Source organism: Klebsiella sp. Shm-1 (assembly GCF_040804525.1).
Classification (GTDB): Bacteria; Pseudomonadota; Gammaproteobacteria; order Enterobacterales; family Enterobacteriaceae; genus Klebsiella; species Klebsiella pneumoniae.
Genome location: NZ_CP161823.1, coordinates 2,091,627 through 2,117,029, shown reverse-complemented (window position 1 = coordinate 2,117,029; position 25,403 = coordinate 2,091,627). Strand labels below are relative to the sequence as shown.

Here is a 25,403-nt window from a genome sequence, read left to right as displayed (position 1 = left end):
CGAGCCCGCCTCAGGCTTCGCGCATGATCCACGAATACTGAAAGCTCTTCGGCGCCGGAAAATGGGTCCGGCGCCGGTAGGAGCCCAGCGACTGCGGGGTGCAGTAGGTACAACTCCCCAGCCATTCAACACTCGCCGGCGCCACCCCCGCCTCTGCGAAGATCGCTTCGGCAAAGGCGCGCAGATCAAACCACAGATTATCGCTGCCGCGTGCGGCGGCTTTGAGCGGATCGCTGACCGGGCCCGAACGGGAGTGGAACAGCCGCTGGCGATGGCGGGCCACCCGGTCACCGCCGGGCTGGTCCAGCAGTTGCTGATAGAATCCGGCGGAGACTTCGTAACAGCAGGGGTGAATATGCGGCCCCACGGCGATGACCAGATCGGCCAATGCCACCCCCTGCTGGCGAAAACAGGCCAGACTGTTGTCGACAATACCGCTGACCAGCCCCTGCCAGCCGGCATGCACGCTGCAGACGTAGCGACCGTCGCGCGAGGCGATCAGCAGCGGCAGACAGTCGGCGGTCACCACCCCCACCTTTTGCCCGGCTACCGCGGTAAACACCGCGTCGGCGTGCGGGCGCGTCGGCAGCGGCTGCTGATAATGATGAACCTCATTACCATGCACCAGCTTCACCGGAGCCAGCTCGGCATAGGGAAAGGCGGCGGTTTCATGGACATCGAGAAAAGCGTGGCGGATGCCAGGGATCGCATTGAGCAAACGGGAGGTGTAAGCCATAGGGACGATAAGCGTCAGGGAATGATGTCTTACCTTAGGCCAGGGGACGCGGACAGGCAAGGCGGCGGCCCGGCATTTTTTTACCAGACCGCCGGATGCATATCAGACCATGGCCGCGCGCTGCTGGCGATGCATCAGCCAGAACACCGCCACGCCGGCCAGCACAATGCCCGGCGCCGAGGCCGCCATCACCCCGACGGTGCCGGTGCCGGTGCCGAGGGCCAGCATCTTGCCGGCCAGCAGCGGGCCGCTCATCGCCCCAAGACGCCCCACCGCCACGGCGGTGCCCACCCCGGTGGCGCGGATGGCCGCGGGATAAAAAAGCGGCGCCAGAGCGTAAAGCACACTTTGTCCGCCGGTGGCGAACAGCCCGGCGACAAACCCCGCCAGCAGCATGCCAGTCAGCGACGACGCGCTGCCCAGCGCCAGCAGCGACGCCAGAATGCCGCTGTAGATCAGGAGCGACATCCGCAGCGGGGTGAGCTTATCCATTAGCGCCCCCAGCAGCAGCGTGCCGCAGGCGGCGCCGATCTGCAGAGAGAACATCACCCCCGCCGCCTGGCTGGCGCGGAATCCCTGGCCCACCAGCAGCATCGGCAGCCAGTTGATCAGCATATAGACCACCAGCAGGGTGAAAAAATAACCCAGCCACAGCAGCAGCGTAGCGGCGGCCTGGCCCGGGGCAAACAGGGTGCGCAGCGGCACGCTGGCCTCCGCGCGCTGAAAAGCCTGCGACTCCGGCAGCCAGCGCATCAGCAACGGGATCAGCAGCAGCGGGACCACGCCGCCAATCCAGAAAATAATCTGCCAGGCCGCGGCGAGACCGGAAAAGCCCAGCGCTGCCGCCAGCGCGGCGCCAATGGGTACGCCGCAGTACATCAGGCTTACCGCCCGGCCGCGGAAACGTGAGCCAGCGGCTTCCGAGGTTAAGGCAATCAGGTTCGGCAATACCGCCCCGAGCCCGACGCCGGTGAGCAGGCGCGCCAGCACCATCGTCGGGAAGCTCCATGCCAGCGCGGTGGCCAGCGAGAACAGGCCAAACAGCAGCACCGACCCCAACAGAATGCGCTTACGCCCGTGGCGGTCCGCCAGCATGCCGCCCACCAGCGCGCCGGGCAGCAGGCCGAGGATCCCAGCGCTGAAGATCCAGCCCATCTGCATTTTATCCAGCGCAAAGGCCTGCGCCATGCCGACGGCGGCGATCCCCGCCGCCTGCAGATCCAGCCCTTCCATCAGGGCCACCATAAAACAGAGCCCGATGGTGACCACCAGGCGCGAGGGGGTTGCAGTCGTTATCTTGGTCATAGGGTACCTTAGCGATAGCCGAACAAACGGAGCAGGTGACTGGCGGCTGATGCTTTGTCAGCCGCACGTTCTTAGTTATTTATTGCGGTTAAGCAGATCCAGCGCGACGTCGACGATCATATCCTCCTGGCCGCCGACCATCCGCCGCTTGCCCAGCTCGACGAGAATATCCACCGCGCTGAGGCCATAGCGCTTGGCCGCCGCTTCGCTGTGGCGCAGGAAGCTGGAGTAGACTCCGGCGTAGCCCAGCGCCAGCGTTTCGCGGTCGACACGCACCGGGCGATCCTGCAGCGGCCGCACCAGCTCATCGGCCGCGTTCATCAGGGCGTAGAGATCGGTGCCATGCTGCCAGCCGAGCTTGTCGGCGGCGGCAATAAACACCTCCAGCGGCGCATTGCCCGCCCCCGCCCCCATCCCGGCCAGGCTGGCGTCAATGCGATCGCACCCCTCTTCCACCGCGACGATCGAGTTCGCCACCCCGAGGCTCAGATTATGATGGGCATGCATCCCGGTGGCGGTCTCCGGCTTCAGCACCGCCTTCAGGGCGCGGAAGCGGTCGCGAATGTCGTTCATGTTCATCGCCCCGCCGGAATCCACCACATAGATACAGGTCGCGCCGTAAGATTCCATCTTCAACGCCTGCTGCGCCAGCGCCTGCGGGGAGATCATATGGCTCATCATCAGAAAACCGACGGTGTCCATTCCCAGCTCGCGGGCAAAGGCAATATGTTGCGCCGCGACGTCCGCTTCGCTGCAGTGGGTGGCGACCCGCACCACCCGCGCTCCGGCCTGATACGCCGCTTTCAGATCGTGCAGCGTGCCGATGCCCGGCAGCAGCAAGGTGGCGATTTTCGCCTGGCTCACGACATCCGCTGCCGCTTCAATCCAGGCGATGTCGCTGTGGGCGCCAAAGCCATAGTTGAAGCTGGATCCCTGCAGGCCATCGCCATGGGCCACTTCGATGGAGTCGACCCCAGCCTTATCCAGCGCGCTGGCGATCTGCTGCACCTGCGCCAGGGAATACTGGTGACGAATAGCGTGCATACCATCGCGCAGCGTCACGTCCGAGATATAAAGTTTTTTACCGTTCATGCTGTCGCTCCCGCCGCGCTGTGCATTGCCCCGACCATTTGCTCCGCCGTCGCCAGCGCCGCCGAGGTCATAATATCGAGGTTGCCCGCGTACGCTGGCAGATAGTGCGCCGCCCCTTCCACTTCGAGGTACACCGCGGTTTTCAGGCCGGAAAAACAGCCGACGCCGGGCAGGTTGACCGGCCTGTCCTCGGGGATAACCTCAAACTGAACCTGCTGCTTCAGCCGGTAGCCCGGGACGTAAGCCTGCACTGCCGCCGCCATTTCGGCGATCGAGGCGGCAATCGCCTCCTGCGACGCCAGCTCGCTCAGGATGTAGACGGTATCGCGCATCATCAGCGGCGGCTCCGCAGGGTTCAGTACAATAATCGCTTTGCCCTTGCCCGCCCCACCGACTTTTTCAATCGCCTGCGAGGTGGTTTCGGTGAATTCGTCAATATTGGCCCGCGTGCCCGGCCCGGCGGATTGGCTGGCGATCGAGGCCACAATCTCCGCGTAATGCACCTTCGCCACTCGCGAGACCGCGGCGACCATCGGGATGGTCGCCTGCCCGCCGCAGGTCACCATATTGACGTTACCCTGATGGAGATTGTCCGCGAGGTTGACCACCGGTACGCAGTACGGGCCAATCGCCGCCGGCGTCAGGTCGATAACGCGGATCCCCGGCTTCGCTTCGCGCAGCGCGGCATCGTTTTTGATGTGCGCCCCGGCGCTGGTGGCGTCAAAAACAAAATCGATGTCGGCAAATTCCGCCATCTGCATCAGGCCGCCCACCCCTTCGTGAGTGGTCGCAACGCCCAGGCGCCGGGCGCGGGCCAGGCCATCCGACTGCGGGTCGATGCCGACCATCACCGCCATCTCCAGATGCTGGCCGTGGCGCAGGATTTTAATCATTAAATCGGTGCCGATATTCCCGGAGCCGATAATGGCGACTTTACGTTTACGCATCACGATCTCCTTCTCCGGCGGCAACGAAGCGTGCCGCGACTGAGCCAATACCTTCGATATGGGCGACAAAGCTGTCCCCCTCGTTAATCGTCACCATCGGGCCTAACGCCCCGGTCAGCACGATATCCCCCGCCCGCAGCGGTTCGCCGAGACTCGCCAGCTTGCGCGCCAGCCAGACTGCGGCGTTCAGCGGATGCCCCAGACACTCGCTGCCGCGGCCGCTGGAGACCAGCTCCTGGTTGCGGGTCATGTGCATGGCGCACTGCTTCAGATCCAGTCCCGCCGGGCGCTGCGCCGGGCCGCCAATGACGTACAGGCCGCAGGAGGCGTTATCGGCGACGGTGTCGACAAAGCCGATTGACCAGTCGCGAATGCGGCTGCCCACCACCTCAAGCGCCGGCAATACCCATTCGATGGCGTTATACAGTTCATCAAAAGTGGTATCGGCATGCGGCAGATCCTGCTTCAGCACCAGGGCGATCTCGGCCTCCACCTTGGGCTGCAGCACGCGGCCAAACGGCACCTCGGCGTTGTCGCCGTAGCACATGTCGGCAAACAGGGTGCCGAAGTCCGGCTGATTGACGCCCAGCTGCTGCTGCACTTTGGGATGGGTCAGGCCCACCTTGCGGCCCACCACCCGCCGGCCATGGGCCACGTGGTGCTGGACGTTCAGACGCTGGATGGCATAGGCGGCGTCGGCATTGTCGACGCCGAGAATATCGCGCAGCGGGGCGATTGCCTGGCCGCTCTGTTCCGCGTCGCGGAGCTGCCGGGCCAGCGCGTCAAGAGAAAAAGTCATCATTTACTCCTTAAGCCCGTGCGAGGAAATTGAGCACCAGCTGATTAAAACTGTCGGCATGTTCCCACTGCGCCCAGTGGCCGCAGTCGCGGTAAATATGCAGTTCCGAACCGGCGATCCCGGCGAGCAGGCGCAACCCGGCGTCCATCGGCACGAAGCGGTCATTGCGTCCCCAGACGATCAGAGTTGGCGCGCTGATTTCGCCCAGCCGCGGGCCAAAGTCAGGAAACTGCTTCGGGTTGGCTTCCAGGCTCTTGACGAAGTTGTCCAGATGGTCGCGGCGCGACAGCATATTGTTGAGACGCGCCTCGAACAGCGCCTCGGTGAGGTCGCGGGTGTCGAAGACGAAGATGCTCATCATCTTTTTGAGGTTTTCAATGGTCGGCTCGCGGTACAGGGCGTTCAGCAGCTTGATGCCCTCGGTCGGCATCGGCGTGAACAGGCTCATGCCGCCGGTCCCCCCGCCCATCAGCACCAGCTTAGCCACCCGCTCCGGCCAGCTCAGGGTGAAGGCCACCGCGCTATGGCCGCCCATCGAGTTGCCCAGCAGATGGACTTTATCGATCCCCAGCTGATCGACCACGCTTTTCAGAATGCGGGCGTTGAGATCCGAACGCGAGCCGCTGTTGACGATAGCATCGCTTTTGCCCCACCCCGGACAGTCGAGGAGCAGCACGCGATAGCCCGCCTCGACCAGCGGGTCAATATTGCGGCTGAAGTTGGCCCAGCCGGTGGCCCCCGGCCCGGAGCCGTGCAGCATGACCACGGTCTCTTTCCCGTCGCCACAGTTATTGATATGGATGCGCAGCGTGCGGCCCCCCTCGTCGACATTGAGGAATCGGCTGGTGGCGGCTTCAGTTTGCGGTTGATAGCTCATGTTAGTCTCCCGGTTAATCAAATCTCGGTGGTGGCGCTCAGCGAGCCGAATCCGGCGATCCACTCGGGGATCGGCCGGTAATAGCGGCCTTCACTGCGCCAGCGGCCAAAAGCGGATAGCGCGGCAAAAGCGGCCACCCAGGTCTTAATTTCGTGCGTCGATTTGCCGGCCATCGCCGACAGCTCGTCATTGCCGATCGCGTCCAGTTCGCTCAGCCGCCCCTGCTCCAGCAGGCTCATAAAGCGGTTGTCCCAGACCGGATTGAGGGGATGGAGCGAGTGCGGGTCTTCGGTAAACCGTCGGGCGGCATTGATCACCCGCTGCTGGCGCCGTTCGCGTTCGTCCGGCGGCAGCTGTTTTCCGCCGCCGAGCAGGCGATCGCGCAGATGAGCGTCGGCCTTCGCCAGCTCCGGCACCGGCGGCTGGTGCGAGAGTCCGCCCGAGCCGAGGATCAGCACCCGCTTATTGAGGGTATTGAGAAAGCGGCCCATCGCCTCGCCCAGCAGCCGGGTGCGTTGAAAACCCGGCAGCGGCGCGGCGACGCCGTTAATAAACACCGGCAGCACCGGCACGCGGTCCAGGCCACCCAGCAGAAACTCCAGCGGCTGGGCGAAGCCATGGTCCACCTGCATGTTGTACGACACCGCCAGGTCGATACCGCTGTTGAGGATGGCGTGGGCGCAGGCTTCCGCCAGCTCGGCGGGCACCGGCAGGTCGCCGGCGGCGCTGGCGAAGTCGCCAATCGCGGTGGCGCCGACCCCGAGGCAGAACGGCGGCATCACGTCATAGAAAAAACCGTTGTAGTGATCGGGGGCGAAGAGCACCACCAGCTCTGGATCGAATTCAGCGATCCGCCGCCGGGCGTCGGCAATCACCCGGTTCACTTCATCGAGGACCGCCTGCTCCGGGTCCACGAATCCCACCAGCGGAGTGTGGGAGAGACAGTGCAAATAGGCATGCATATCAGGCCACCTTCTCTTCTGCGTGGGCAGTTTCCTCGATTGCGAGGGTCATTTTTTCCGCCAGGGCGGTCAGCTGCGCGCCGAGGGTCTGCGGGATGGCGAGAGCGGCGACAAAGCGGTCCGGCCTGACCACGGCGATGGCGGTGTTATGCAGTGCAAACCAGCTTTTGAGGCGGTTTTGTGTATCGCCCACCCGCAGCGTGCCGGGGGCGTTATCCTGCTCGCGATGGATCTGCACCTCGGGCACCACCTGGATAAAGCGCACGCCAATCGCGCGCCAGCGGGCGATCTGCCCGGCGTCGAGCCCCCACTGCGGGTTGCAGCCCCAGCCGATAATGGCGAAATTCGCGCCGATGACGTCGTCGAGCAGCACGCTCTCGCCGCTCTCCAGCGTCACCTGCGGTTGAATAAACATTTTGCCCACCGGCGAGGTTTTGCTGGCGCCGTCGGTCAGCAGCGCCCCCTCGCGGTATTGCGGCATCGGCTTAAAGCGCATTTCGAGGAAGTAGCGCTTCACCGGCGGCAGGTAGTTCAGCAGCCAGGAGAGACCGTCGCGCACGGCCCCCTGCCAGCGCTTCGGCGGCGCCAGCACGTAGCCGGCGGTGACCGACAGATCAATCATCGCTTTAGCGTGGTCGCGGCGCTCCTGCTGGTAGCTGTCGAGCAGCGCCTCTCCCGCTTTACCGTTGACCACCAGCGCCAGCTTCCACGCCAGGTTGAAGGCGTCGCGCATGCCGCTGTTGTATCCCTGCCCCTGCCAGACCGGCATGATGTGTGCCGCATCGCCGGCCAGCAGCACCCGGTTAATGCGAAAGCGCTCGGCAAGGCGGGCGTTATGCGTATAGACCCGCTGGCGGATCAGCTCGACGCGGTCCGGGTCCGGCAGCACTTTGCTCAGCAGACGGCGCATATTGTGCGGTTCGCTGAGCTGAGCTTCGGTTTCGCCGGGCATCACCATAAATTCAAAGCGGCGCACGCCGTGGGGCAGCGCGGCGGAAACGTAGGGTCGCACCGGGTCGCAGCACAGGTAAACGTGCGGGGTGGCCAGCGGGTCGTTAGCGATATCGATGACGATCCACTGATTCGGCGCGGTTTTACCTTCGAAGGGGATGTTCAGCGTACGGCGAATAAAGCTGGCGCCCCCGTCGCAGGCCACCAGCCAGTCCGCGCGCACCGTCTCCCGCTCGCCGTCCGGTCCTTTAAGATTTAACGTGACACCGTCACCGGTCTGGCTAAAGGCTTCCACTTCGCGGGAGAAGAGGCAGCGGACCTGCGGGAAACGCTGCAGACCGTGATACATCACCGCATCGACCTGCGGCTGAATGAAGGCGTTGCGCCGCGACCAGCCAAACTCATCGGTCATCGGCTGGATATCGGCAAAGCAGCGGCCTTTTGGGGTGAGAAAACGCATGGCGTGCCACGGCGTGGTATGCGGCAGCACGTCATTCACCAGCCCCACCGCCTGCATCGCCCGCAGGGATTCATCGTCAATGCCGATGGCCCGCGGGTAATCGATCAGTGTGGCGAGCTTTTCCACCACCAGCACGCTGATGCCCATCTGGCCAAGGTAGTTGGCCATCATCAGACCAACCGGACCGGCGCCAACGATGGCGACCTGAGCGGTATGCTGCACGGCGGGTTGAATATCGGGTGTAGATGTTGTCATTCTCAGCGACCTCACGACTCGGAAACTGCCCGGCTGACAGGCAACTTGTTAATCATGTGTAAACGTATTTTTATAATGGGCTGAGTATAGGGCGGGGGTTTTCGGCTACAATCAAAACATCATCGAATGTGCACCAGGTGCACAACACTGTTTTTAAAGCATTTTAATGGAGGATTTATGCGTGACGATGAGTCCGCAGCGTACAAAACGGTGCGCGGATTAAGCCGGGGTTTATTGTTATTAAAATTGTTAAATAAATTCGACGGCAGCGCGACACCGGGCCTGCTGGCGGAGTTTAGCGGCCTGCATCGCACCACCGTGCGCCGGCTGCTGGAGACGCTACAGGAGGAGGGTTTTGTCCGCCGCAGCCGCTCCGATGACAGCTTCCGGTTGACCATTAACGTCCGCCAACTGAGCGATGGATTTCGTGACGAACATTGGATTTCTGCCCTCGCCACGCCGCTGCTCGGCGAGCTGCTGCGCGAGGTGCAGTGGCCAACGGACATCACCACCCTCGACGTCGACGCCATGGTGGTGCGCGAGACTACCCACCGCTTCAGCCGACTGTCGTTTCACCGCGCGATGGTCGGACGGCGGCTGCCGCTGCTGCTCACCGCCTCCGGACTGACGTGGCTGGCCTTTGCCCCCGACGCGGAACGCGACGCCATCGTCAGCATGCTGGCCGCCCGTCCGGAAGCTGAGTATCAGCTGGCCCGCGAACCGGAACGGCTGGCGGCGATCCTCGCCCGCACCCGCCAGAACGGCTATGGCGAAAACTTCCGCGGCTGGCGGCAGGAGGAGAAAATCGCCTCGATCGCCGTGCCGGTCTGCAGTCAGCAGCGGGTTATCGGCTGCCTGAACCTGGTCTATATCGCCAGCGCAATGACCATTGATCAGGCGGCGCAGAAGCATCTCCTTGCGCTGCAGAGGGTGGCGAGGCAGATAGAAGCCCGCATGGAGGATGAAGAAGTGTGGTACGAAATGCCTTGATCGCGATGAGGGTAACCGCGATCAACCATTGCGCCCGGCTTCGTTATATAATTTAATACACAACGAATTTTCACGCCATTCGGGCCATACCATGTCAAAACACCCCTTACTGCTGGGCCTGACGCTGCTCAGCGCCAGCCTGTTCACCGGCCAGGCCTTCGCCGACCGCACCGTCACCGACCAGCTGGGTCGCCAGGTCACCCTCCCCGACCACGTCACCCGCGTTGTGGTTCTGCAGCATCAGACGCTCAACCTGCTGGTACAACTGCATACCGCCGAGGATATCGTCGGCGTCTTAAGCAGCTGGAAGAAACAGCTCGGGCCGCAGTTCGCCCGCTTTATGCCCGAGATCGGGCAACTGGCGACCCCGGGCGATCTCACCCAGGTCAATATTGAAAGCCTGCTGGCGCTGCGTCCGCAGGTGGTTTTCGTCGCCAACTATGCGCCGCCGGCGATGATCGCGCAGATCCAACAGGCCGGGATCCCGGTAGTGGCCATCTCGCTTCGCCACGATGCCGCCGGGGAAAAAAATAAAATGAACCCCACCATGGCTGACGAAGAGCAGGCCTATAACGCCGGGCTGATGGAGGGGATCCGCCTTATCGGCGAGGTAGTCGAGCGCCAGCCCGAGGCCGAGGCGCTGATTCACTACACCTTCGAGGCGCGCAAGCAAGCCAATGCGCCGGTGGCCGATATTCCCCAGAACCAGCGGGTGCGGGTGTACATGGCCAACCCCGATCTGAATACCTATGGCGCTGGCAAATACACCGGGCTGATGATGGCGCACGCCGGGGCGCTTAACGTGGCGGCCGCGAGTGTAAAAGGCGCCCGCCAGGTGTCGCTTGAGCAGGTGCTGGAGTGGAACCCACAGGTGATCTTCGTCCAGGACCGTTATCCGCAGGTGGTCAAACAGATAGAGAACGACCCGCAGTGGCAGACGATCGATGCGGTGAAACATCACCGCGTGTGGCTGATGCCGGAGTACGCCAAAGCCTGGGGCTATCCCATGCCAGAGGCCCTGGCGCTGGGTGAGCTGTGGATGGCGAAAAAACTCTATCCCGCGCGCTACCAGAGCATCGATGTGGACAGTAAAGCCAGCGATTACTATCAGCGTTTTTACCGCGTGGCGTGGACGCCAGATGCCCGCTAACTCTCAGCCCTGGCTGGTGCAGGGAAGCCTGGCGCTGGCGACGCTGGCGATCGCGGTCGCCTCGCTCTGTTTCGGCCAGTATCCGTTAAGCCTGAGCACCGTTGGCCACACCCTGGTCCATCTGCCGCCAGGAGAAGGGGTGATCGGGCAGATCGTCTGGTCGGTTCGCCTGCCGCGCGTGGTGATGGCCCTGCTGGCCGGGGGCGCGCTGGGGCTGTGCGGCGCCACCTTGCAGGGCGTGTTCCAGAACCCGCTGGTGGACCCGCACATCATCGGGGTGACCGCCGGCTCCGCCTTTGGCGGCACGCTGGCGATCCTGTTGGGCGTCGGCAGTCTGCTGATGATGGCCTCGACCTTTTTCTTCGGCCTCGTCGCGCTGGGGCTGATTTACGCCCTCGCCGCCCTGCAGGGGCGGGACAGCACGCTTGGGCTGATTCTGTCCGGGATCATTCTCAGCGGCTTCTTCGCCGCGCTGGTCAGCCTGATGCAGTACCTCGCCGACAGCGAAGAGACGTTACCGAACATCGTTTTCTGGCTGCTCGGCAGCTTCGCGACCGCCAGCTGGCATAAGGTACTGCTTATGTCCCTGCCGATGGCGCTTGCCGCCGGGGTGCTGTGGAAGCTGCGCTGGCGGATCAACCTGCTGGCGCTGGAGGAGCGCGATGCCCGCAGTCTTGGCGTTCCGGTGGCTGCGCTGCGTCGCGGCGTGCTGGTCTGCTGTGCAGTGCTGGTGGCAGCCCAGGTGGCGGTCAGCGGCAGCATCGCCTGGATGGGTCTGGTGGTCCCGCACCTCGCCCGCCTGCTGGTGGGCGCTGACCATCGTCGCCTGCTGCCCACCGCCTTCTGGCTCGGCGCCGCCCTGATGCTGGTGGTGGACGATCTGGCGCGTACGCTGACCCAGGCGGAGATCCCGATCGGGATCATCACCGCCCTGCTCGGGGCGCCGCTGTTTACCGTGTTGCTGGTGCAATCCCGACGCCGGAGTACGACCCGATGAACAGCTCATTATCGCTGCAAGCGCTACGCTACGGCCACCGTCAGCCGCTCTTCGCCCCGCTCACGCTGGCCTGCCGGCCCGGTGAGATCTGGGCGGTGCTGGGCGCCAATGGCCGGGGAAAAAGTACCCTGCTGGATACCCTGACCGGCGTGTTGCCGCCGCTGGGCGGCGAGATGCAGTGCGAGGGCGGCGTGGCCCTGGTTCCGCAGTCGTTTCGTCCCGCTTTTTGCTGGCGCGTGAGCGATGTGGTGCTGATGGGCCGGGCCCGTCACGTGGATCTCTTTGCCCAGCCGGACGAGGAGGATGCCCGGCGGGTTGAGCAGGCGCTGGCGCAGCTGGGGATTGCCGCCCTGGCCGAAGATGACTTCGGTGCCCTCTCCGGCGGCCAGCAGCAGCTGGTGTTGATTGCCCGCGCGCTGGTCAGCGCCAGCCAGAATATCCTGCTGGATGAGCCCTGCTCGGCGCTGGACCTTGGTAACCAGCAGGTGGTATTGCAGCTGATCGTCGACCTCGCCCACCGCCAGACGCGCACCGTCCTGTTCACCACCCATGATCCCAACCATGCCCTACAGGTGGCCAGCCATACGCTGCTTCTGCTGCCGGAGGGCCAGTGGCTGGCGGGCGAAACCGCCGACGTACTGAGCGAAACGCATCTCCGGCAAGCGTACGGCCTGCCGGTACGCCTGATCCACCATGCCGCCTCCGCGTTCCCTCTGCTGGCGTCGGGGTTTACGCTGCGTCGCTGAACGGCATAAAACCCGCCTGCCGGAGATACCCCTGGCCAACGTCGCCGAGGATAAAGCGATACAGGGCCAGCGCGGCGGGATCGGCCCTGAGACGCGCCAGCTGGTAATCGCAGCGAATATTCCACGGCGCCGGGATGGTCAGGGTACGCAGAACGTCGCAGGTGGCCAGCGCGGGGCCATAGTGCGCATAGCCGATAAACAGATCCGCCAGATTCTGGCGAATAAGCCACGCGCCGGCTATCTCTCCCGGCGGCACGCTCAGTGAGTCTCTGCCGCCGACCAGCTGCTGCGCCCGCCCGGCCATCGCGTTGCCCAACCCTGGATAGCGTGCCTCAATTCGGGCGAACAGCTGCCAGGTATAATCTCCCGACGGATCGCAGCCTGGCGTGGAGGTCGCCAACCGCAGGCGGGGCGTGCTGAGCAGCGCCAGCCAGTCCAGGCCATCGTTGTCCGGCGACCGCCGGGCGGTCAGCATCAGCTGGTTGCTGGCAAATCCCTGGCATTCCTGCGCCAGACCCGCCTGCAGCAGCGCCTGCGGGTGCGCCGCGTTGGCGGAAGCAAAAACCGCGCACGGTGCCCCGGCTTCGATCCGCTCGCGCAGCAGGCCGGCAGGGCCAAACTGCGCATCGACCGCCAGGCCAGTGTGCTGCTGGAAGTGCGCCACCAGCGGCAGGAAAGCGCTTCTCAGGCTTCCCGCCGCCAGCAGCGTGAGAGTGGTGTTTGCCATAGGATATCGCTATAAACCGGATAATATAGCGCTATATTACCCGGTTTGCCGTCGCGTCAGTAGCGAATTTCTGCCAGCGCCCGCAGCTGCTCGGGGGTGGCTACCGGTAGGTCAAAAAAGCGCAGATAGGCAGGGATCATTTCAAACAGCATGTCGGTCCCGCGCTGGATGTGGCACTGTCGTGCCTGAGCGGCCCTCAGCAGCGGGGTGTACTCCTGAGTCATGACGACTTCCCCCACCCAGGCGCCTGGCGCCAGACGGTCAACGTCCAGCGGCAGTGGATCGCTGGCCTTCATCCCCAGCGGGGTGGCATTGACCACCAGCTCGTGTCCGGCAGGATCGGGCTGCATCAGGGTGATATCGAGCTGCGGATAGTGCTGATGCAGCCGCCCGGCGAGGGCGTGCGCCACCTCGGGCCGGGTATCGTACAGGGTCAGGGCGCTGACCCCCGCCGCCGCGAGGGAGGCGGCGATAGCCGATCCCACCCCGCCGCTGCCAACCACCAGCGCCCGCGTCCCCTGCGGGTTAAACCCTTTACGACGCAGGCCCAGCACAAATCCCTCGCCATCGAACATGTCTCCGCTCAGGCTACCGTCAGCCTCGCGGCGGATGGCATTGCAGGCGCCAGCGATGGCCGCCGTCGGGCTCAGGCGCTGCACCAGATCGCAGGTGGCGATTTTATGCGGCATCGTCACCAGCGCGCCGATGATGTTGGTCATCGTAAACAGCGGCGGAATAAACGCGGCGTAGTCCTCCGGCCTGACCCCCATCGGCACCACCTTCACGTCCACCTGCTGGTCAACGAACCACGGGTTGTAGATCATCGGCGCCTTAAAACTGGCGGTCGGATAGCCAAGGTGCGCTATCAGCCGCGTATTCCCACTAATCACCATGCCTTGCTCCTTTGCTTACTGCGATAACTCGATACGTTTGACGTCGCCGAGGATAAACAGATAGGCCACCACGCCCAGCAGCGCGGCGCCGCCGATGTAGATCAAGGCGTAGAAGAAATTGCCGAACCCGGCAACGATAAAGCCGATCACCAGCGGGGTGAGGATCCCCGCGAGGTTGGCGCAGAAGTTAAACAGGCCGCCGGTCAGGCCGCCCAGCCCCTTCGGGGCGATATCGGAGATCAGCGTCCAGCCGAGACCCACCATCCCCTGGCCAAAAAAGGCAAACGACATCACCAGGAGCACCGCCAGGTCGCTCTCCAGCCAGTTGGCGGTGATGATGCAGCTGGCCATCAGCAGGCCGGCAACGATCGGCAGCTTACGACCGAGGTTGGCTGACCCGGTAGCTTTCAGCAACTTGTCGGAGAGCCAGCCGCCAAACATCACCCCGCCGGCGGCGGCGACAAACGGCAGGATGGAGAAGAAGCCAACCTTCAGCCAGGGCATATGCCGCTCGGTGGCCAGCCAGGTGGGGAACCAGGTGAGAAAGAACACCAGCACGGTATTGCCGGCAAACTGGCCGATGCTGGCGCCGATGATCTGCCGTTTGCTCAGCAGCTGGCGGACCAGCGGCCAGCTGAACGCCACATGCTGGTCGGTCGGGGCGCTGAGGCCGCCGCCGTTTTCGATATGCTCGCGCTCCTGCTGGCTAAGGCGCGGATCTTCATGCGGTTCGCGGTAGCAGCGCCACCACACCAGGGCAAACAGAATGCCGACGGCGCCAACGCTGACGAACAGCACCCGCCAGCCGAAACCGTCCATGATCCAGAACAGCAGCGGCGCAAAGCAGGCCAGCCCGAGATACTCCCCCACGGTGTACACCGCCGTGGCCTTCGCCCGCTCCTGCTGTGGGAACCAGGCGCTGACCACCCGGCTGTTGACCGGAAAGCACGGCGCTTCGCTAATGCCGAGCCCGAAGCGGCAAAGCAGCAGCGTCTTCAGCCCCACCGCCATGCCGTGGAACAGGGTAAACAGCGACCACAGGGTCAGTGACAAAAAGTAGGTCACTTTGTTGCCAAAGCGGTCGAGAAACAATCCGCCGGGGATCTGCGCCAGAGCATAGGTCCAGGCGAAGGCGGAGAAGAGGATTCCCATGATCGCCGGGTCGATCCCCAGCTCAGCGGTGAGCTTTGGGGCGGCGATCCCCAGTACGGTGCGATCGAGATAGTTGATCATGGTGCCAATGGCCAACAGCGCAAGAATGCCGATACGCCGCCGGGAGCGGCGCACGGTGACGGCTGGCTGGGCGGCAGCCGTCGGGTTAGGGCTATATGAGCTCATAGTCGGTTCCTGTCTCGGGTACAGAGGGTGTTGTTATTGTGTTTAACGCATAATGAACCATTTGATTCAGGCTAACAATACTGCATCGCCGCCAGACGGACGGCCGCATTCGCTGCGCCATAGAGCGCATAGCCAGCCCGGCGCTCGGTTAACTCAAAGAAAAAGCGGCCGGCGGTAAACGGCCGGGTGTAAAGATGCAGGAAATCTCCCCCCTGCGGATCGCGGTCATAGAGGAGCTGCTGGCGCTGAAGCTGCCCGACGTCCAGCTCGCCGCCAAAGCGCGCCAGCAGATCGTCATAATAATTGGCCGGGATCGGCAGCGTATGGCGGGCAACCTCGGCAAGCTGGTCGCAGGCGGCCGGCAGATCGCGGCAGGCAAAGGCGGCATGCTGCAGCCCCGCCCCCTGGTAGCAAGCGACGGAGCGGGCGATCTGCGTCGCCCGGCTCTGCGAAATATTCAGCGCCAGACGGATATCGCCCTGCGGGCTGCGCACCGCCAGGCTGCGCACCAGTCCATACGGGTCCGGCAGCGTCTGCTCATGCTCAAGGGAAAAACCAAACACCGTACGGAAGAACATCACCCAGTTATCGCGGCTGTCGGCCTCCATTCCCAGCGCCAGATGATCGATACCGAGATAATCCTCGCGCACCGTCACGCCATCACGCAGATGAAAATCGCGCTCGTAGATAGCCTCCCCGGCGTCGATGAGATAGATAAGGCTGCCGTCGGGGGCGCAGATCGCCGGGATCGGCGTTTCGTTCGGCCCGGCGTCGCCCTGCCAGGTGGCATACCCCAGCGCGCGGGCGCGGGCGACAAGCGACGCGCTGTGCTCGACCCGCAGCGCCATCGCGCAGAGCGATACCCCGTGGCGTTGATAAAAATGGTCGGCCCAGCTGTGCGGCTGATGGTTGATGACGATCCGCGCCCCGCCGTTGCGCCACAGCGTTACCCGTCTGGAGCGGTGGCTTCCCTCGTGCTGAAAACCCAGCGCCTGCAGATGTTGCCCCAGGCGCTGCGCCTCGGCGGCGCTGGCGGCAAACTCGATAAACTCCAGCCCGTGATAGACCGGCAGCGGCGGCGGTGAAAACAGATCGGCATCGCACGTCGGGAGCCGACGGCGGGTTTGCTCTTCCAGCCACAGCAGAGAACGATAACCATCTTTGGCCGTCGCGCCGTTCGGCGAGGCGCGAAAACCGTCATTGAAGATCTCCAGCGACCAGGGGCCGCGGTAGCCACAGCGGGTGATCTGCTCGGCAAACGCCTCTAGCGGCAGCTCCCCCTGTCCGGGAAAGCAGCGGAAGTGGCGGCTCCACTCCAGCAAATCCATTTTCATATACGGCGCATCGGCGAGCTGTACAAAGGTGATTTTCTCCACCGGCACCGACGGTAGCGCGTCCAGCGTGTCGCCGCGGGCCAGAATATGGAAGCTGTCGAGCACCAGGCCCAACGCCGGGCTGTCCACCCGCCGCACCCGCTCCCAGGCCTGCTGCCAGCGGTTCACATGGGTTCCCCAGGCCAGGGCCTCATAGCCGATAGCGATCCCCTCCTCTTCCGCCAGCGTGGCCAGCGCCCGCAGGTCCGCGACCTGCAATTCGCTATCCGCCGAGCAGTCCGGCTGTACATTGCTGCACAACAGCAGCGTCTCGCAGCCCAGCTCGCGCATCAGAGCAAACTTGCGCCGAGCGCGGGCCATATTCGCCGCAAACTGCGCCCGACTGGCGCCTTCAAAATCGCGAAAGGGTTGAAAAAGCGTGATTTTTAACCCTAAATCGGCGGCAAGCTGGCGGATTTCCGCCGGCGTCCCCGTATAATAGAGCAGATCGTTCTCGAAAATTTCCACCCCCTGATACCCCGCCGCCGCAATAGCGTGCAGCTTCTCAGGCAAGGTGCCGGAAATCGAAACGGTGGCGATAGAGCGCAGCATAAGGTCCTCGGGTCAACAGCTGACGTAAGCCTTGAATATGTATCATTTGGTTCATTTGCGCCATACTAGGTTGCTAAATTGTGATCATTATGTGTATTTTTTGTCACCCAAGAAAAAGGAGTTGCCATGACCGTCGTTGCCCATGATGAAGCACAATCCCTGAAGGCGCGGATCTTCAGCGCCGCTATCGCTGTCTTTGCTGAACACGGGCTGTCAGGCGCCCGCATGGAGCAGATCGCCACCGAGGCGCAGACCACCAAACGCATGGTGGTTTACTACTTCAAAAGCAAAGAACAGCTCTATCAGGAGGTGCTGCAGCATGTGTATGCGCGGATCCGCGAAACCGAGCAGCAGCTGGGGCTGGAGAATGTGCCGCCGGTGGAGGCGCTGGTGCGGCTGGTGCGCTGGAGCGTGCGCTATCACGCCACCCATGCGGACTATATGCGCGTCATTTGCATGGAGAATATGCAGCGCGGCAAGTGGTTAAAAAGCTCGGGTGAACTGAAGCCGCTGAATCGTACCGCCCTGTCGATTCTGGAAGACATTTTACTGCGCGGCCAGCAGCAGGGCGTCTTTCAGGCGGAGCTCGACGCGCGCGATGTCCACCGGTTAATCAGCAGCTTCAGCTTTTATCAGGTGTCGAACTTCTACACCTTCAGCAGCCTGTATCTTGACGATCCGCTACCCGCCATCGACGATGAAGCGATGGTGGCTCACCATTGTGACATTGCCGTCAGGGCGGTGATCCGCTTCGTGATTTCCTGACCCGCCGGCGTAAGGGTTCAGTGCCCGGAAAGCGCATGAATGACTTTCTCCATAGCCTCCAGGGTGAGCGGCGAACGCTGGATTTTGCGGTTCGCCAACGAGGTGCGCAGCACACCGGCAATGACAATGTGTTTCGGCTCCTGACCCAGGTCACGCATTTCCAGCACGACTTTACCCACCACGCGGCACATTTCCTGGTACAGGTCGTCGTCTTTCGCTTTATTTCCCATAGAATTTAGCTCGTATTTTATCATTATCAATCAAATCATTATTGATAGATTTCCCGCACAACGCAAACCATCGCCACTTTAAAGGTTCAATGACGCATTTTACCGGCTCATGATGGCGAAATAATCCATTTCTTTTACTCTTTTTCATAGCCGGTGACGAAAAAGTGTGTTGCGTAGATTTTTGCATAACGTGCCGGTTTTGTTACGCGTTTTGTCCATAATTTGAAACGAGGTTTTTATTTTCCTTTTTGATTTCGGCAGCGTATAATGCGCTTCGATTCTTTCTTGAATGGTTTCAGCGCATTGGACTGCATGATAAAACGCATAACACCTTGCCACATTTCATGGGCTGAACCGCCAGCACACATTCTTCTGCACGCTTCAGGGTTGTCACCTATCCTTAGGGCGTGGCTTAGCAACTTTCGTAATACAGGTTTGGCTCCCCGGCAGTGCGCCCGCGGAGCGAGAATTCCATATCCTTCACAACTTAAAGACTAAAACTGTCATGAAAAAGACCAAAATTGTTTGCACCATCGGTCCGAAAACCGAATCTGAAGAGATGCTGACCAAAATGCTGGAAGCCGGCATGAATGTGATGCGTCTGAACTTCTCCCACGGTGACTATGCGGAACACGGTCAGCGCATCCAGAACCTGCGCAATGTGATGAGCAAAACCGGTAAGAAAGCCGCTATTCTGCTGGACACCAAAGGGCCGGAAATCCGTACCATCAAGCTGGAAGGCGGCAACGACGTCTCCCTGAAAGCAGGCCAGACCTTCACCTTCACTACCGATAAATCCGTCATCGGCAACAACGAAATCGTTGCGGTAACCTATGAAGGCTTCACCTCCGACCTCGCCGTCGGCAACACCGTCCTGGTGGACGATGGCCTGATCGGCATGGAAGTTACGGCTATCGAAGGCAACAAAGTTATCTGTAAAGTGCTGAACAATGGCGACCTCGGCGAGAACAAAGGCGTTAACCTGCCGGGCGTCTCCATCGCCCTGCCGGCGCTGGCTGAGAAAGACAAACAGGATCTGATCTTCGGTTGCGAACAGGGCGTGGACTTCGTCGCGGCCTCCTTCATCCGTAAACGTTCCGACGTCGTCGAGATCCGTGAGCACCTGAAAGCCCACGGCGGCGAAAACATCCAGATCATCTCCAAAATCGAAAACCAGGAAGGCCTGAACAACTTCGACGAAATCCTCGAAGCGTCTGACGGCATCATGGTTGCGCGTGGCGACATGGGCGTGGAGATCCCGGTTGAAGAAGTTATCTTCGCCCAGAAAATGATCATCGAAAAATGTATCCGCGCGCGTAAAGTGGTTATCACCGCCACCCAGATGCTGGACTCCATGATCAAGAATCCGCGTCCGACCCGCGCTGAAGCCGGCGACGTGGCTAACGCCATCCTCGACGGCACCGATGCGGTGATGCTGTCCGGCGAATCCGCGAAAGGTAAATACCCGCTGGAAGCGGTCACCATCATGGCGACCATTTGCGAACGTACAGACCGCGTGATGACCAGCCGTCTGGACTTCAACAACGACAACCGTAAACTGCGCATCACCGAAGCGGTGTGCCGCGGCGCGGTAGAAACCGCTGAGAAACTGGAAGCGCCGCTGATCGTGGTCGCCACCCAGGGCGGTAAATCCGCACGCGCTGTGCGCAAATACTTCCCGGATGCCACCATCCTGGCACTGACCACCAACGAAACCACCGCTCGTCAGCTGGTGCTGAGCAAAGGCGTGGTACCGCAGCTGGTGGAAGAGATTGCCTCTACCGATGATTTCTATCATCTGGGCAAAGACCTGGCGCTGAAGAGCGGCCTCGCGCGTAAAGGCGACGTAGTGGTGATGGTTTCCGGCGCATTAGTGCCGAGCGGCACGACTAATACCGCTTCCGTACACGTGCTGTAATAATTTACAGGTTAATTGGTTTTTTTTAATAAAGCGCCTCGCGGGGCGCTTTTTTTTATTCATTGATTAGCTCTTCCTATTAAAAATGCAAATCGGAATTTACTATTTAATAAGGGATTATCTAAGATGAATCCGATGGAAGCGCGCTGTTTTCACTCGCCTTTTTCAGCGATTCTGAGCAATTCGATGCTTCTTTGAGCGAACGATCAAAAATAAGTGCGTTCAGGTAAAAAAAATATTCTCATCCCAAAAAACTTTGTGTAATACTTGTAACGCTACATGGAGATTAACTCAATCTAGAGGGTATTAATAATGAATCGTACTAAACTGGTACTGGGCGCGGTAATCCTGGGTTCTACTCTGCTGGCTGGTTGCTCCAGCAATGCTAAAATCGATCAGCTGTCTTCTGACGTTCAGACTCTGAACGCTAAAGTTGACCAGCTGAGCAACGACGTGAACGCAATGCGTTCCGACGTTCAGGCTGCTAAAGACGACGCAGCTCGCGCTAACCAGCGTCTGGACAACCAGGCTCACTCTTACCGTAAGTAAGAGTTCTGGTAATAAAAATGGCGCACTCTGTGCGCCATTTTTTTTGCCCTCAGCATGAGGGCTATTGGGTAAGCAGACCGTTGTCAGACGAACTATTCTGCGCCGACAGCGACGTCGCCGCGCTACCTGCCCCCGCCGACACCACCACCGGATACCCCGCCCTTCTCGACATCGCTTTTTTCAACTGCAGGTCATCCACTGCTTTATCCTCTGCGAAGGCGTGAAACGCCGCTGGCAGCGTGTAAGCGATGGTCCGGGTGTTTTCCCCTTCGGTCTGCGAAAGCGGCCTGTGGACTTCGACATAGCGTTTACCATCCGGCTCGACGGCAAACTTCACCGGCTGATTGATAATCCGTACCGGCGTCCCGGTTTTCACCTGGCTGAACAGCGCTTTGATGTCATCAGCGTTCATCCGCATACAGCCCGAGCTGACGCGCAGACCAACGCTGTCTGGGGCGTTAGTTCCGTGGATGAGATATTCACCGTTACCGTAGGCCAGACGCAGCGCATAGCGGCCCAGGGGATTGTTCGGTCCGGCCGGGACCACCGCTGGCAGCGTCACCCCTTTCTCCAGCGAGCGCGCGCGGATGCCGGCGGTAGGCGTCCAGGTAGGGTTAGGGATCTTCTGCCCCACGCGGGTGGTCATCTCCGGCGTTTCCAGACCTAACTGGCCAATGCCCAGCGGATAGACCTGCACCTGATTCTCTCCCGGCGGGAAGTAATACAGCCGCAGTTCGGCGAGGTTGACGACAATGCCCTCCCTCGGCACGTCGGGCAGCAGCATCTGAGAAGGGATAAGGACCTGAGTGCCGGGCTTCGGCTGCACCGGCGCAATCGTATCGTTGGCTTCGAGGATCAGCATCGCCGCGGTATCGAAATGGCGCGCAATCGCCTGCAGGTTGCGATCTCCCTCCTGGACCGTCCAGTACTGATTCTGACCAATCAGCCGACTGTTGGCGGGAGGAAGCGGATAATCAACGGCCCAGGCGGCCGAGGAGGCGCCAAGGGCGCTGAGAAGGGCTAAGGTGATCATCATTTTGCGTTTCATACTGAGATTCCTTCTTTCGCTGATAAAACGCCAGGAGACTGAACGGCGGCAGGGTCAGCGCCCTGCCGGACGTAACAGAATGAAATCTACCTGTTTATTCTAGCTAATATTTGCCGCTTTCGCGCGTATCGCGCGGATCATGGCTTCGAGGCCTTGCGAGCGGGAGGGGGTGAGATGCTGGGTGAGCGCCATTTTTTCAAACCACGGACGCACGTCGAACTCGGTGATGTCCTGAGCGGTCATCCGGTCATAGAGGATAAACACCACCGCTATCAGACCCTTGACGATCGCCGCATCGCTATCGCCGCGCAGGGTGATCACGCCTGTGGGATCCTGGTCCATCACGATCCAGACCTGGCTTTGACAGCCCTGAATAATGTTCTGCACGCTATGTTCTTCCGGGCTTAGCGGCGCCAGACGCTGGCCAAGCTCGATGATATAGAGATACTTCTCTTCCCAGTTGGCGCAACGGCTAAAGTTACGCAACAGTTTGTCTTTGTCCGGTAGTGCCGCCATTGTCCCATCCTTTACCCTAACAGTTTGCGGATCCGCTGGAGGCCGGCCACCAGGCGGTCCACCTCTTCCGTGGTATTGTACATCGCCAGCGATGCCCGACACATAGCCGGTACCTGATACCGGGCCATCAACGGCATCGCGCAGTGGTGTCCGGTGCGCACGGCGATCCCGTAGTTATCGAGGAAGCTGCCGACGTCATAGGCGTGATGCTGACCGAGGTTGAAAGCAATTACCCCTTTACGCTGCGCCGGGCCGTAAAGGATCAGATCCGGTACCGCGCGCAGGGCATCGAGCGCGTAGCGCATCAGCGTCTGCTCATACTCGGCAATCTGCGTCAGTCCCTGCTGGCTGACGTAGGTCAGCGCCGCGCCGAGGCCGATGATCCCCCCGGTATTCGGCGTGCCGGCCTCAAAGCGCCACGGCGCCTGATTCCAGGTGGTGCCCTCCGTCAGGCTGACGGTGGCGATCATCGACCCGCCTCCTTCCCAAGGCGCCATCGTCTGCAGCAGCTCGGACCGGGCGTAGAGCACGCCGATCCCGGTCGGCCCATACAGCTTGTGGGCGGAGAAAACATAAAAATCGCAGCCCAGCGCCTGGACGTCCACCGGGTGGTGCATCACCGCCTGGGCGCCATCCACCAGCACTTTCGCGCCATGCTGATGCGCAAGAGCAATCAGCGCCGCCAGCGGGTTTTCCGTCCCCAGCACGTTGGAGACCTCGGTTATCGCCAGCAGGCGGGTGCGCGGGTCAAACAGTCCCGGGACAACATCCAGTTGCAGCGTACCGTCCGGGTTCAGGGGGATCACCCGCAGCTCAGCCCCGACGCGGGCGCACAGCATCTGCCACGGCACAATATTGGCGTGGTGCTCCATTTCGCTGATGATGATGTTATCCCCGGCGCCGACGTTGGCGTTTCCCCAGCTGTTGGCCACCAGGTTGATACCCTCGGTGGTGCCGCGGACGAACACCACTTCCTCCGCCGATCCGGCGTTAAGGAAGGTGGCCGCCTGCTGACGCACGGCTTCCATCCGCGCGGTGGCTTCCGCGCTGAGGGTATGGATGCCGCGGTGCACCGCCGCGTAGCCGTGGCGATAGAATTCCGCTTCGGCGCCGATCACTGCCTCCGGCTTCTGGGCGCTGGCGGCGCTGTCGAGATAGACCAGCGGCTGACCGTTGACCTCCCGGTTCAGTACCGGAAAATCGGCGCGAACCTGTTCTACTGAAAATGTCATACTATGCCTCCCGGCAAACGCTGTCCAATACGCGCCAGCACCTGCTCTCTGAGCGCGTCGCTGCGGATAGCCTCGGTGAGCTCGGCGGCGAAGGCGTAGAGGATCATCTGCTGCGCCGCCTGCTGTTCGATACCGCGCGAGCGCAGATAGAACAGCTGCTCTTCGTCAATGCGCCCCACCGTCGCCCCGTGGCTGCATTTCACGTCATCGGCGTAAATTTCCAGCTGCGGTTTGGTGTCGACCTCCGCCAGCCGCCCGAGCAGCAGATTATTGTTGGTCATCTGACCGTCGGTTTTCAGCGCGAGCGGCGCGACGTTGATCAGCCCGTTAAACACCGCCCGCCCCTTATCGCTGACGATGGTTTTGTGCAGCTGGCGGCTGGTGCAGTAGCCGACCTGATGGTCGAGCCAGGTGCGGCTATCGCAGACCTCATTTTTCACCGGCATCGCCAGCGAATTGAGGCGCAGGTTGCTGTTTTCGCCGCCCAGGCGGGTGCTGGTCTGGTGACGCAGCACCTGGCCGCCAAGCAGGAAACTGCTGCTGAAGGCCGAGGCGTCGCGGCCCAGCAGCAGGTCGTTATGGGCGAAGTGATAGCTGCGGGCATTCTCAAATGCCAGCTTGATATGCTGGAGGTGCGCGTTATCGGCCACCGTCATGGTCAATCGCCCGCCGGTGAAATGCGGCTGCTCATTGAGGCTCAGGTAATGCTCGACAATCGTCGCCTCCGCCCCGCTCTCCAGCGCCAGGTGATGGCGATAGTGGGCGGTATTCAGCGCATCGCCGGCCAGGCCACTGGTGATATGCATCAGCAGCAGCGGTTTATCCAGGCGGCGGTTGCGCGGCACGCGAATGCGGGTCACCGTCTGGGCCAGGCTTTCGGTCAGATGGAGAAACACCTCCGGCTGCAGGGCATCCGGCAGATGCTGGCGCTGATTATCGACACTGACCTCCACGCCGCTGGCGGCAAGATCGTCGCTCAGCTGAGGATGATAGCGGCCATCGATAAACACCAGCCGCCAGGCGTCCAGCGGCAGCGCCAGCGCATCACGCTGTTCAGCGCTGAGAGAGGCCCCCTCATCGGCGACAAAGCGACCGTTAAGTAGGGCATCCAGCGGAGTGTATTTCCAGTCCTCGTGCTTGCGCGTCGGCAGCCCAAGGCGCAGCAGCTGCTGCAGATGCTGACTGGCCTCCGGGGTACGCGGGCCGCCCTGCGCTTCAAACAGATGGTGCCACTGCTGCAGCGCGTTACTGCTGTTCGGTAAGCCAGCCATAGCCCTGCTCCTCCAGCTGTTTGACCAGAGAGAAATCGCCCGACTTCACAATCCGTCCCTGATAGAGCACATGGACATAGTCCGGCTTGATATAGTCAAGGATGCGCTGATAGTGGGTGACAATGATAAAGGCGCGTTTGCCGTCGCGCAGGGCATTCACTCCCTGGGAGACGATTTTCAGGGCATCGATATCCAACCCCGAATCCGATTCATCGAGAATGCACAGCTCCGGCTCAAGCACCGCCATTTGCAAAATATCGTTGCGCTTTTTCTCACCGCCGGAGAAGCCAACGTTCACCGAGCGGGTCAGGAGATCTTCCGGCATCTGCAGCAGCTTGATCTTTTCTTCCATTAAGTCCTGGAAATCGAAACGATCCAGCGCCTCCTGGCCACGATAGTTGCGCACGGCATTCAGCGCAGTCTGCAGGAAAAACTGGTTGCTGACGCCGGGGATCTCTACCGGATACTGGAAGGCCATAAAGATACCTTCCCCGGCGCGATCTTCCGCAGCGAGTTCGAGCAGGTTTTTGCCCTTAAATTCGACGCGACCGCCAGTCACCTCATAATCTTCACGCCCGGCCAGGGTGGCCGAAAGCGTACTTTTGCCTGAGCCGTTCGGCCCCATAATGGCGTGGACCTCTCCCGGGCGCACCTCAAGGTTCAGCCCGCGCAGGATCGCTTTATCTTCGACGGCGACGTGTAAATCTTGAATACTTAACATCTT

Annotated in this window: 27 protein-coding genes; 7 read left to right on the top strand and 20 right to left on the bottom strand. The window is 61.6% G+C overall.

The genetic code is table 11. The features are described from left to right. Window positions 1-10: 10 nt before the first annotated feature. From AB1E37_RS10290 to AB1E37_RS10255, 8 genes are all read right to left on the bottom strand, one after another. Window positions 11-736: a polyphenol oxidase family protein gene (locus AB1E37_RS10290; RefSeq protein WP_004175690.1), complete on the bottom strand. Its 726-nt coding sequence runs from the start codon at window positions 734-736 to the stop codon at window positions 11-13. A 102-nt stretch (window positions 737-838) separates the two neighbouring features. Then, window positions 839-2,041, bottom strand: a complete 1,203-nt coding sequence (gene mhpT, locus AB1E37_RS10285; protein ID WP_032447648.1) for a 3-(3-hydroxy-phenyl)propionate transporter MhpT — start codon at window positions 2,039-2,041, stop codon at window positions 839-841. Between the two features lie 75 nt (window positions 2,042-2,116). Further along, entirely contained in the window at window positions 2,117-3,133 is a 1,017-nt protein-coding gene (gene mhpE / locus AB1E37_RS10280) for a 4-hydroxy-2-oxovalerate aldolase (protein ID WP_004180340.1), read from the bottom strand. Continuing rightward, window positions 3,130-4,080, bottom strand: coding sequence for an acetaldehyde dehydrogenase (gene mhpF / locus AB1E37_RS10275; RefSeq protein ID WP_029884580.1), 951 nt, complete (start codon window positions 4,078-4,080; stop codon window positions 3,130-3,132). Before mhpF ends, mhpE begins: the two co-directional genes overlap by 4 nt. Beyond that, window positions 4,073-4,879: a 2-keto-4-pentenoate hydratase gene (gene mhpD, locus AB1E37_RS10270; RefSeq protein WP_002908598.1), complete on the bottom strand. Its 807-nt coding sequence runs from the start codon at window positions 4,877-4,879 to the stop codon at window positions 4,073-4,075. Before mhpD ends, mhpF begins: the two co-directional genes overlap by 8 nt. 10 nt (window positions 4,880-4,889) lie before the next feature. Beyond that, complete coding sequence (gene mhpC, locus AB1E37_RS10265) at window positions 4,890-5,756, bottom strand: 2-hydroxy-6-oxonona-2,4-dienedioate hydrolase (RefSeq protein WP_029884581.1); 867 nt, start codon at window positions 5,754-5,756, stop codon at window positions 4,890-4,892. Window positions 5,757-5,773: 17 nt separating this feature from the next. Further along, entirely contained in the window at window positions 5,774-6,718 is a 945-nt protein-coding gene (gene mhpB / locus AB1E37_RS10260) for a 2,3-dihydroxyphenylpropionate/2,3-dihydroxicinnamic acid 1,2-dioxygenase (RefSeq protein WP_020801869.1), read from the bottom strand. Window position 6,719: 1 nt separating this feature from the next. After that, window positions 6,720-8,384 (bottom strand): bifunctional 3-(3-hydroxy-phenyl)propionate/3-hydroxycinnamic acid hydroxylase, encoded by a 1,665-nt coding sequence (locus AB1E37_RS10255; RefSeq protein ID WP_029884582.1) that lies wholly within the window; start codon window positions 8,382-8,384, stop codon window positions 6,720-6,722. Window positions 8,385-8,561: 177 nt separating this feature from the next. On the opposite strand from AB1E37_RS10255, the gene AB1E37_RS10250 reads away from it, so the two are divergent. The 4 genes from AB1E37_RS10250 to AB1E37_RS10235 all read left to right on the top strand — a co-directional run bounded on the left by AB1E37_RS10250 (window position 8,562) and on the right by AB1E37_RS10235 (window position 12,267). Further along, a complete protein-coding gene (locus AB1E37_RS10250) occupies window positions 8,562-9,374 on the top strand; it encodes a DNA-binding transcriptional regulator (protein WP_032447649.1) in 813 nt (270 codons plus the stop codon). A 91-nt stretch (window positions 9,375-9,465) separates the two neighbouring features. After that, window positions 9,466-10,524, top strand: a complete 1,059-nt coding sequence (locus AB1E37_RS10245; protein ID WP_029884120.1) for an ABC transporter substrate-binding protein — start codon at window positions 9,466-9,468, stop codon at window positions 10,522-10,524. After that, window positions 10,514-11,521, top strand: coding sequence for an iron ABC transporter permease (locus AB1E37_RS10240; RefSeq protein ID WP_029884121.1), 1,008 nt, complete (start codon window positions 10,514-10,516; stop codon window positions 11,519-11,521). Before AB1E37_RS10245 ends, AB1E37_RS10240 begins: the two co-directional genes overlap by 11 nt. After that, entirely contained in the window at window positions 11,518-12,267 is a 750-nt protein-coding gene (locus AB1E37_RS10235) for an ABC transporter ATP-binding protein (protein WP_029884122.1), read from the top strand. The genes AB1E37_RS10240 and AB1E37_RS10235 overlap by 4 nt, the downstream gene beginning before the upstream one ends. Here AB1E37_RS10235 and AB1E37_RS10230 read toward each other — a convergent pair. From AB1E37_RS10230 to AB1E37_RS10215, 4 genes are all read right to left on the bottom strand, one after another. Continuing rightward, complete coding sequence (locus AB1E37_RS10230; RefSeq protein ID WP_029884123.1) at window positions 12,251-12,994, bottom strand: substrate-binding domain-containing protein; 744 nt, start codon at window positions 12,992-12,994, stop codon at window positions 12,251-12,253. The two genes, AB1E37_RS10235 and AB1E37_RS10230, sit on opposite strands and share 17 nt — an antisense overlap. Before the next feature lie 56 nt (window positions 12,995-13,050). Continuing rightward, a complete protein-coding gene (locus tag AB1E37_RS10225; RefSeq protein WP_004215272.1) occupies window positions 13,051-13,887 on the bottom strand; it encodes a shikimate dehydrogenase in 837 nt (278 codons plus the stop codon). A 15-nt stretch (window positions 13,888-13,902) separates the two neighbouring features. Beyond that, complete coding sequence (locus tag AB1E37_RS10220; RefSeq protein ID WP_016530159.1) at window positions 13,903-15,225, bottom strand: MFS transporter; 1,323 nt, start codon at window positions 15,223-15,225, stop codon at window positions 13,903-13,905. Between the two features lie 71 nt (window positions 15,226-15,296). Continuing rightward, the gene (locus AB1E37_RS10215) at window positions 15,297-17,150 is read right to left on the bottom strand and encodes a bifunctional sugar phosphate isomerase/epimerase/4-hydroxyphenylpyruvate dioxygenase family protein (RefSeq protein ID WP_023301812.1); all 1,854 of its coding nucleotides are present in this window, start codon (window positions 17,148-17,150) and stop codon (window positions 15,297-15,299) included. A gap of 126 nt (window positions 17,151-17,276) precedes the next feature. On the opposite strand from AB1E37_RS10215, the gene AB1E37_RS10210 reads away from it, so the two are divergent. Then, complete coding sequence (locus AB1E37_RS10210) at window positions 17,277-17,915, top strand: TetR family transcriptional regulator (protein WP_029884124.1); 639 nt, start codon at window positions 17,277-17,279, stop codon at window positions 17,913-17,915. Window positions 17,916-17,932: 17 nt separating this feature from the next. On the opposite strand, the gene fumD is transcribed toward AB1E37_RS10210, so the two are convergent. From fumD to AB1E37_RS10195, 3 genes are all read right to left on the bottom strand, one after another. Continuing rightward, window positions 17,933-18,145 (bottom strand): fumarate hydratase FumD, encoded by a 213-nt coding sequence (fumD, locus tag AB1E37_RS10205; RefSeq protein WP_032447650.1) that lies wholly within the window; start codon window positions 18,143-18,145, stop codon window positions 17,933-17,935. After that, window positions 18,135-18,293 carry a hypothetical protein gene (locus AB1E37_RS10200; protein ID WP_014343172.1) on the bottom strand — a complete coding sequence of 53 codons (159 nt, stop codon included), beginning with the start codon at window positions 18,291-18,293 and terminating at the stop codon, window positions 18,135-18,137. The genes fumD and AB1E37_RS10200 overlap by 11 nt, the downstream gene beginning before the upstream one ends. Window positions 18,294-18,381: 88 nt before the next feature. Then, entirely contained in the window at window positions 18,382-18,513 is a 132-nt protein-coding gene (locus AB1E37_RS10195; RefSeq protein WP_004217210.1) for a hypothetical protein, read from the bottom strand. 137 nt (window positions 18,514-18,650) lie between these two features. Between AB1E37_RS10195 and pykF the strand changes: the two genes are divergently transcribed. Together pykF and AB1E37_RS10185 are read left to right on the top strand one after the other, a co-directional pair. After that, entirely contained in the window at window positions 18,651-20,063 is a 1,413-nt protein-coding gene (pykF, locus tag AB1E37_RS10190) for a pyruvate kinase PykF (RefSeq protein ID WP_002908859.1), read from the top strand. A gap of 312 nt (window positions 20,064-20,375) precedes the next feature. After that, a complete protein-coding gene (locus AB1E37_RS10185; protein ID WP_002908860.1) occupies window positions 20,376-20,612 on the top strand; it encodes a major outer membrane lipoprotein in 237 nt (78 codons plus the stop codon). A 61-nt stretch (window positions 20,613-20,673) separates the two neighbouring features. Here AB1E37_RS10185 and AB1E37_RS10180 read toward each other — a convergent pair whose 3' ends face one another. From AB1E37_RS10180 to sufC, 5 genes are all read right to left on the bottom strand, one after another. Then, the gene (locus AB1E37_RS10180; RefSeq protein WP_029884125.1) at window positions 20,674-21,660 is read right to left on the bottom strand and encodes a L,D-transpeptidase family protein; all 987 of its coding nucleotides are present in this window, start codon (window positions 21,658-21,660) and stop codon (window positions 20,674-20,676) included. Window positions 21,661-21,759: 99 nt separating this feature from the next. After that, on the bottom strand, window positions 21,760-22,176 hold the full coding sequence (gene sufE / locus AB1E37_RS10175) for a cysteine desulfuration protein SufE (RefSeq protein ID WP_002908865.1): 417 nt from the start codon (window positions 22,174-22,176) through the stop codon (window positions 21,760-21,762). An 11-nt stretch (window positions 22,177-22,187) separates the two neighbouring features. Then, window positions 22,188-23,408, bottom strand: coding sequence for a cysteine desulfurase SufS (gene sufS, locus AB1E37_RS10170; protein ID WP_032447651.1), 1,221 nt, complete (start codon window positions 23,406-23,408; stop codon window positions 22,188-22,190). Then, a complete protein-coding gene (gene sufD, locus AB1E37_RS10165) occupies window positions 23,405-24,679 on the bottom strand; it encodes a Fe-S cluster assembly protein SufD (protein WP_029884126.1) in 1,275 nt (424 codons plus the stop codon). The genes sufS and sufD overlap by 4 nt, the downstream gene beginning before the upstream one ends. After that, the gene (gene sufC, locus AB1E37_RS10160; protein WP_002908876.1) at window positions 24,654-25,400 is read right to left on the bottom strand and encodes a Fe-S cluster assembly ATPase SufC; all 747 of its coding nucleotides are present in this window, start codon (window positions 25,398-25,400) and stop codon (window positions 24,654-24,656) included. The genes sufD and sufC overlap by 26 nt, the downstream gene beginning before the upstream one ends. Between the last annotated feature and the right edge of the window lie 3 nt (window positions 25,401-25,403).

Bases quoted from the DNA above. Each gene is read 5' to 3' on its own strand.
- AB1E37_RS10290 (WP_004175690.1), bottom strand. From the start codon at position 736: ATGGCTTACACCTCCCGTTTGCTCAATGCGATCCCTGGCATCCGCCAC.
- mhpT (WP_032447648.1), bottom strand. From the start codon at position 2,041: ATGACCAAGATAACGACTGCAACCCCCTCGCGCCTGGTGGTCACCATC.
- mhpE (WP_004180340.1), bottom strand. From the start codon at position 3,133: ATGAACGGTAAAAAACTTTATATCTCGGACGTGACGCTGCGCGATGGT.
- mhpF (WP_029884580.1), bottom strand. From the start codon at position 4,080: ATGCGTAAACGTAAAGTCGCCATTATCGGCTCCGGGAATATCGGCACC.
- mhpD (WP_002908598.1), bottom strand. From the start codon at position 4,879: ATGACTTTTTCTCTTGACGCGCTGGCCCGGCAGCTCCGCGACGCGGAA.
- mhpC (WP_029884581.1), bottom strand. From the start codon at position 5,756: ATGAGCTATCAACCGCAAACTGAAGCCGCCACCAGCCGATTCCTCAAT.
- mhpB (WP_020801869.1), bottom strand. From the start codon at position 6,718: ATGCATGCCTATTTGCACTGTCTCTCCCACACTCCGCTGGTGGGATTC.
- AB1E37_RS10255 (WP_029884582.1), bottom strand. From the start codon at position 8,384: ATGACAACATCTACACCCGATATTCAACCCGCCGTGCAGCATACCGCT.
- AB1E37_RS10250 (WP_032447649.1), top strand. From the start codon at position 8,562: ATGCGTGACGATGAGTCCGCAGCGTACAAAACGGTGCGCGGATTAAGC.
- AB1E37_RS10245 (WP_029884120.1), top strand. From the start codon at position 9,466: ATGTCAAAACACCCCTTACTGCTGGGCCTGACGCTGCTCAGCGCCAGC.
- AB1E37_RS10240 (WP_029884121.1), top strand. From the start codon at position 10,514: ATGCCCGCTAACTCTCAGCCCTGGCTGGTGCAGGGAAGCCTGGCGCTG.
- AB1E37_RS10235 (WP_029884122.1), top strand. From the start codon at position 11,518: ATGAACAGCTCATTATCGCTGCAAGCGCTACGCTACGGCCACCGTCAG.
- AB1E37_RS10230 (WP_029884123.1), bottom strand. From the start codon at position 12,994: ATGGCAAACACCACTCTCACGCTGCTGGCGGCGGGAAGCCTGAGAAGC.
- AB1E37_RS10225 (WP_004215272.1), bottom strand. From the start codon at position 13,887: ATGGTGATTAGTGGGAATACGCGGCTGATAGCGCACCTTGGCTATCCG.
- AB1E37_RS10220 (WP_016530159.1), bottom strand. From the start codon at position 15,225: ATGAGCTCATATAGCCCTAACCCGACGGCTGCCGCCCAGCCAGCCGTC.
- AB1E37_RS10215 (WP_023301812.1), bottom strand. From the start codon at position 17,150: ATGCTGCGCTCTATCGCCACCGTTTCGATTTCCGGCACCTTGCCTGAG.
- AB1E37_RS10210 (WP_029884124.1), top strand. From the start codon at position 17,277: ATGACCGTCGTTGCCCATGATGAAGCACAATCCCTGAAGGCGCGGATC.
- fumD (WP_032447650.1), bottom strand. From the start codon at position 18,145: ATGGGAAATAAAGCGAAAGACGACGACCTGTACCAGGAAATGTGCCGC.
- AB1E37_RS10200 (WP_014343172.1), bottom strand. From the start codon at position 18,293: ATGAAAAAGAGTAAAAGAAATGGATTATTTCGCCATCATGAGCCGGTA.
- AB1E37_RS10195 (WP_004217210.1), bottom strand. From the start codon at position 18,513: ATGTGTGCTGGCGGTTCAGCCCATGAAATGTGGCAAGGTGTTATGCGT.
- pykF (WP_002908859.1), top strand. From the start codon at position 18,651: ATGAAAAAGACCAAAATTGTTTGCACCATCGGTCCGAAAACCGAATCT.
- AB1E37_RS10185 (WP_002908860.1), top strand. From the start codon at position 20,376: ATGAATCGTACTAAACTGGTACTGGGCGCGGTAATCCTGGGTTCTACT.
- AB1E37_RS10180 (WP_029884125.1), bottom strand. From the start codon at position 21,660: ATGAAACGCAAAATGATGATCACCTTAGCCCTTCTCAGCGCCCTTGGC.
- sufE (WP_002908865.1), bottom strand. From the start codon at position 22,176: ATGGCGGCACTACCGGACAAAGACAAACTGTTGCGTAACTTTAGCCGT.
- sufS (WP_032447651.1), bottom strand. From the start codon at position 23,408: ATGACATTTTCAGTAGAACAGGTTCGCGCCGATTTTCCGGTACTGAAC.
- sufD (WP_029884126.1), bottom strand. From the start codon at position 24,679: ATGGCTGGCTTACCGAACAGCAGTAACGCGCTGCAGCAGTGGCACCAT.
- sufC (WP_002908876.1), bottom strand. From the start codon at position 25,400: ATGTTAAGTATTCAAGATTTACACGTCGCCGTCGAAGATAAAGCGATC.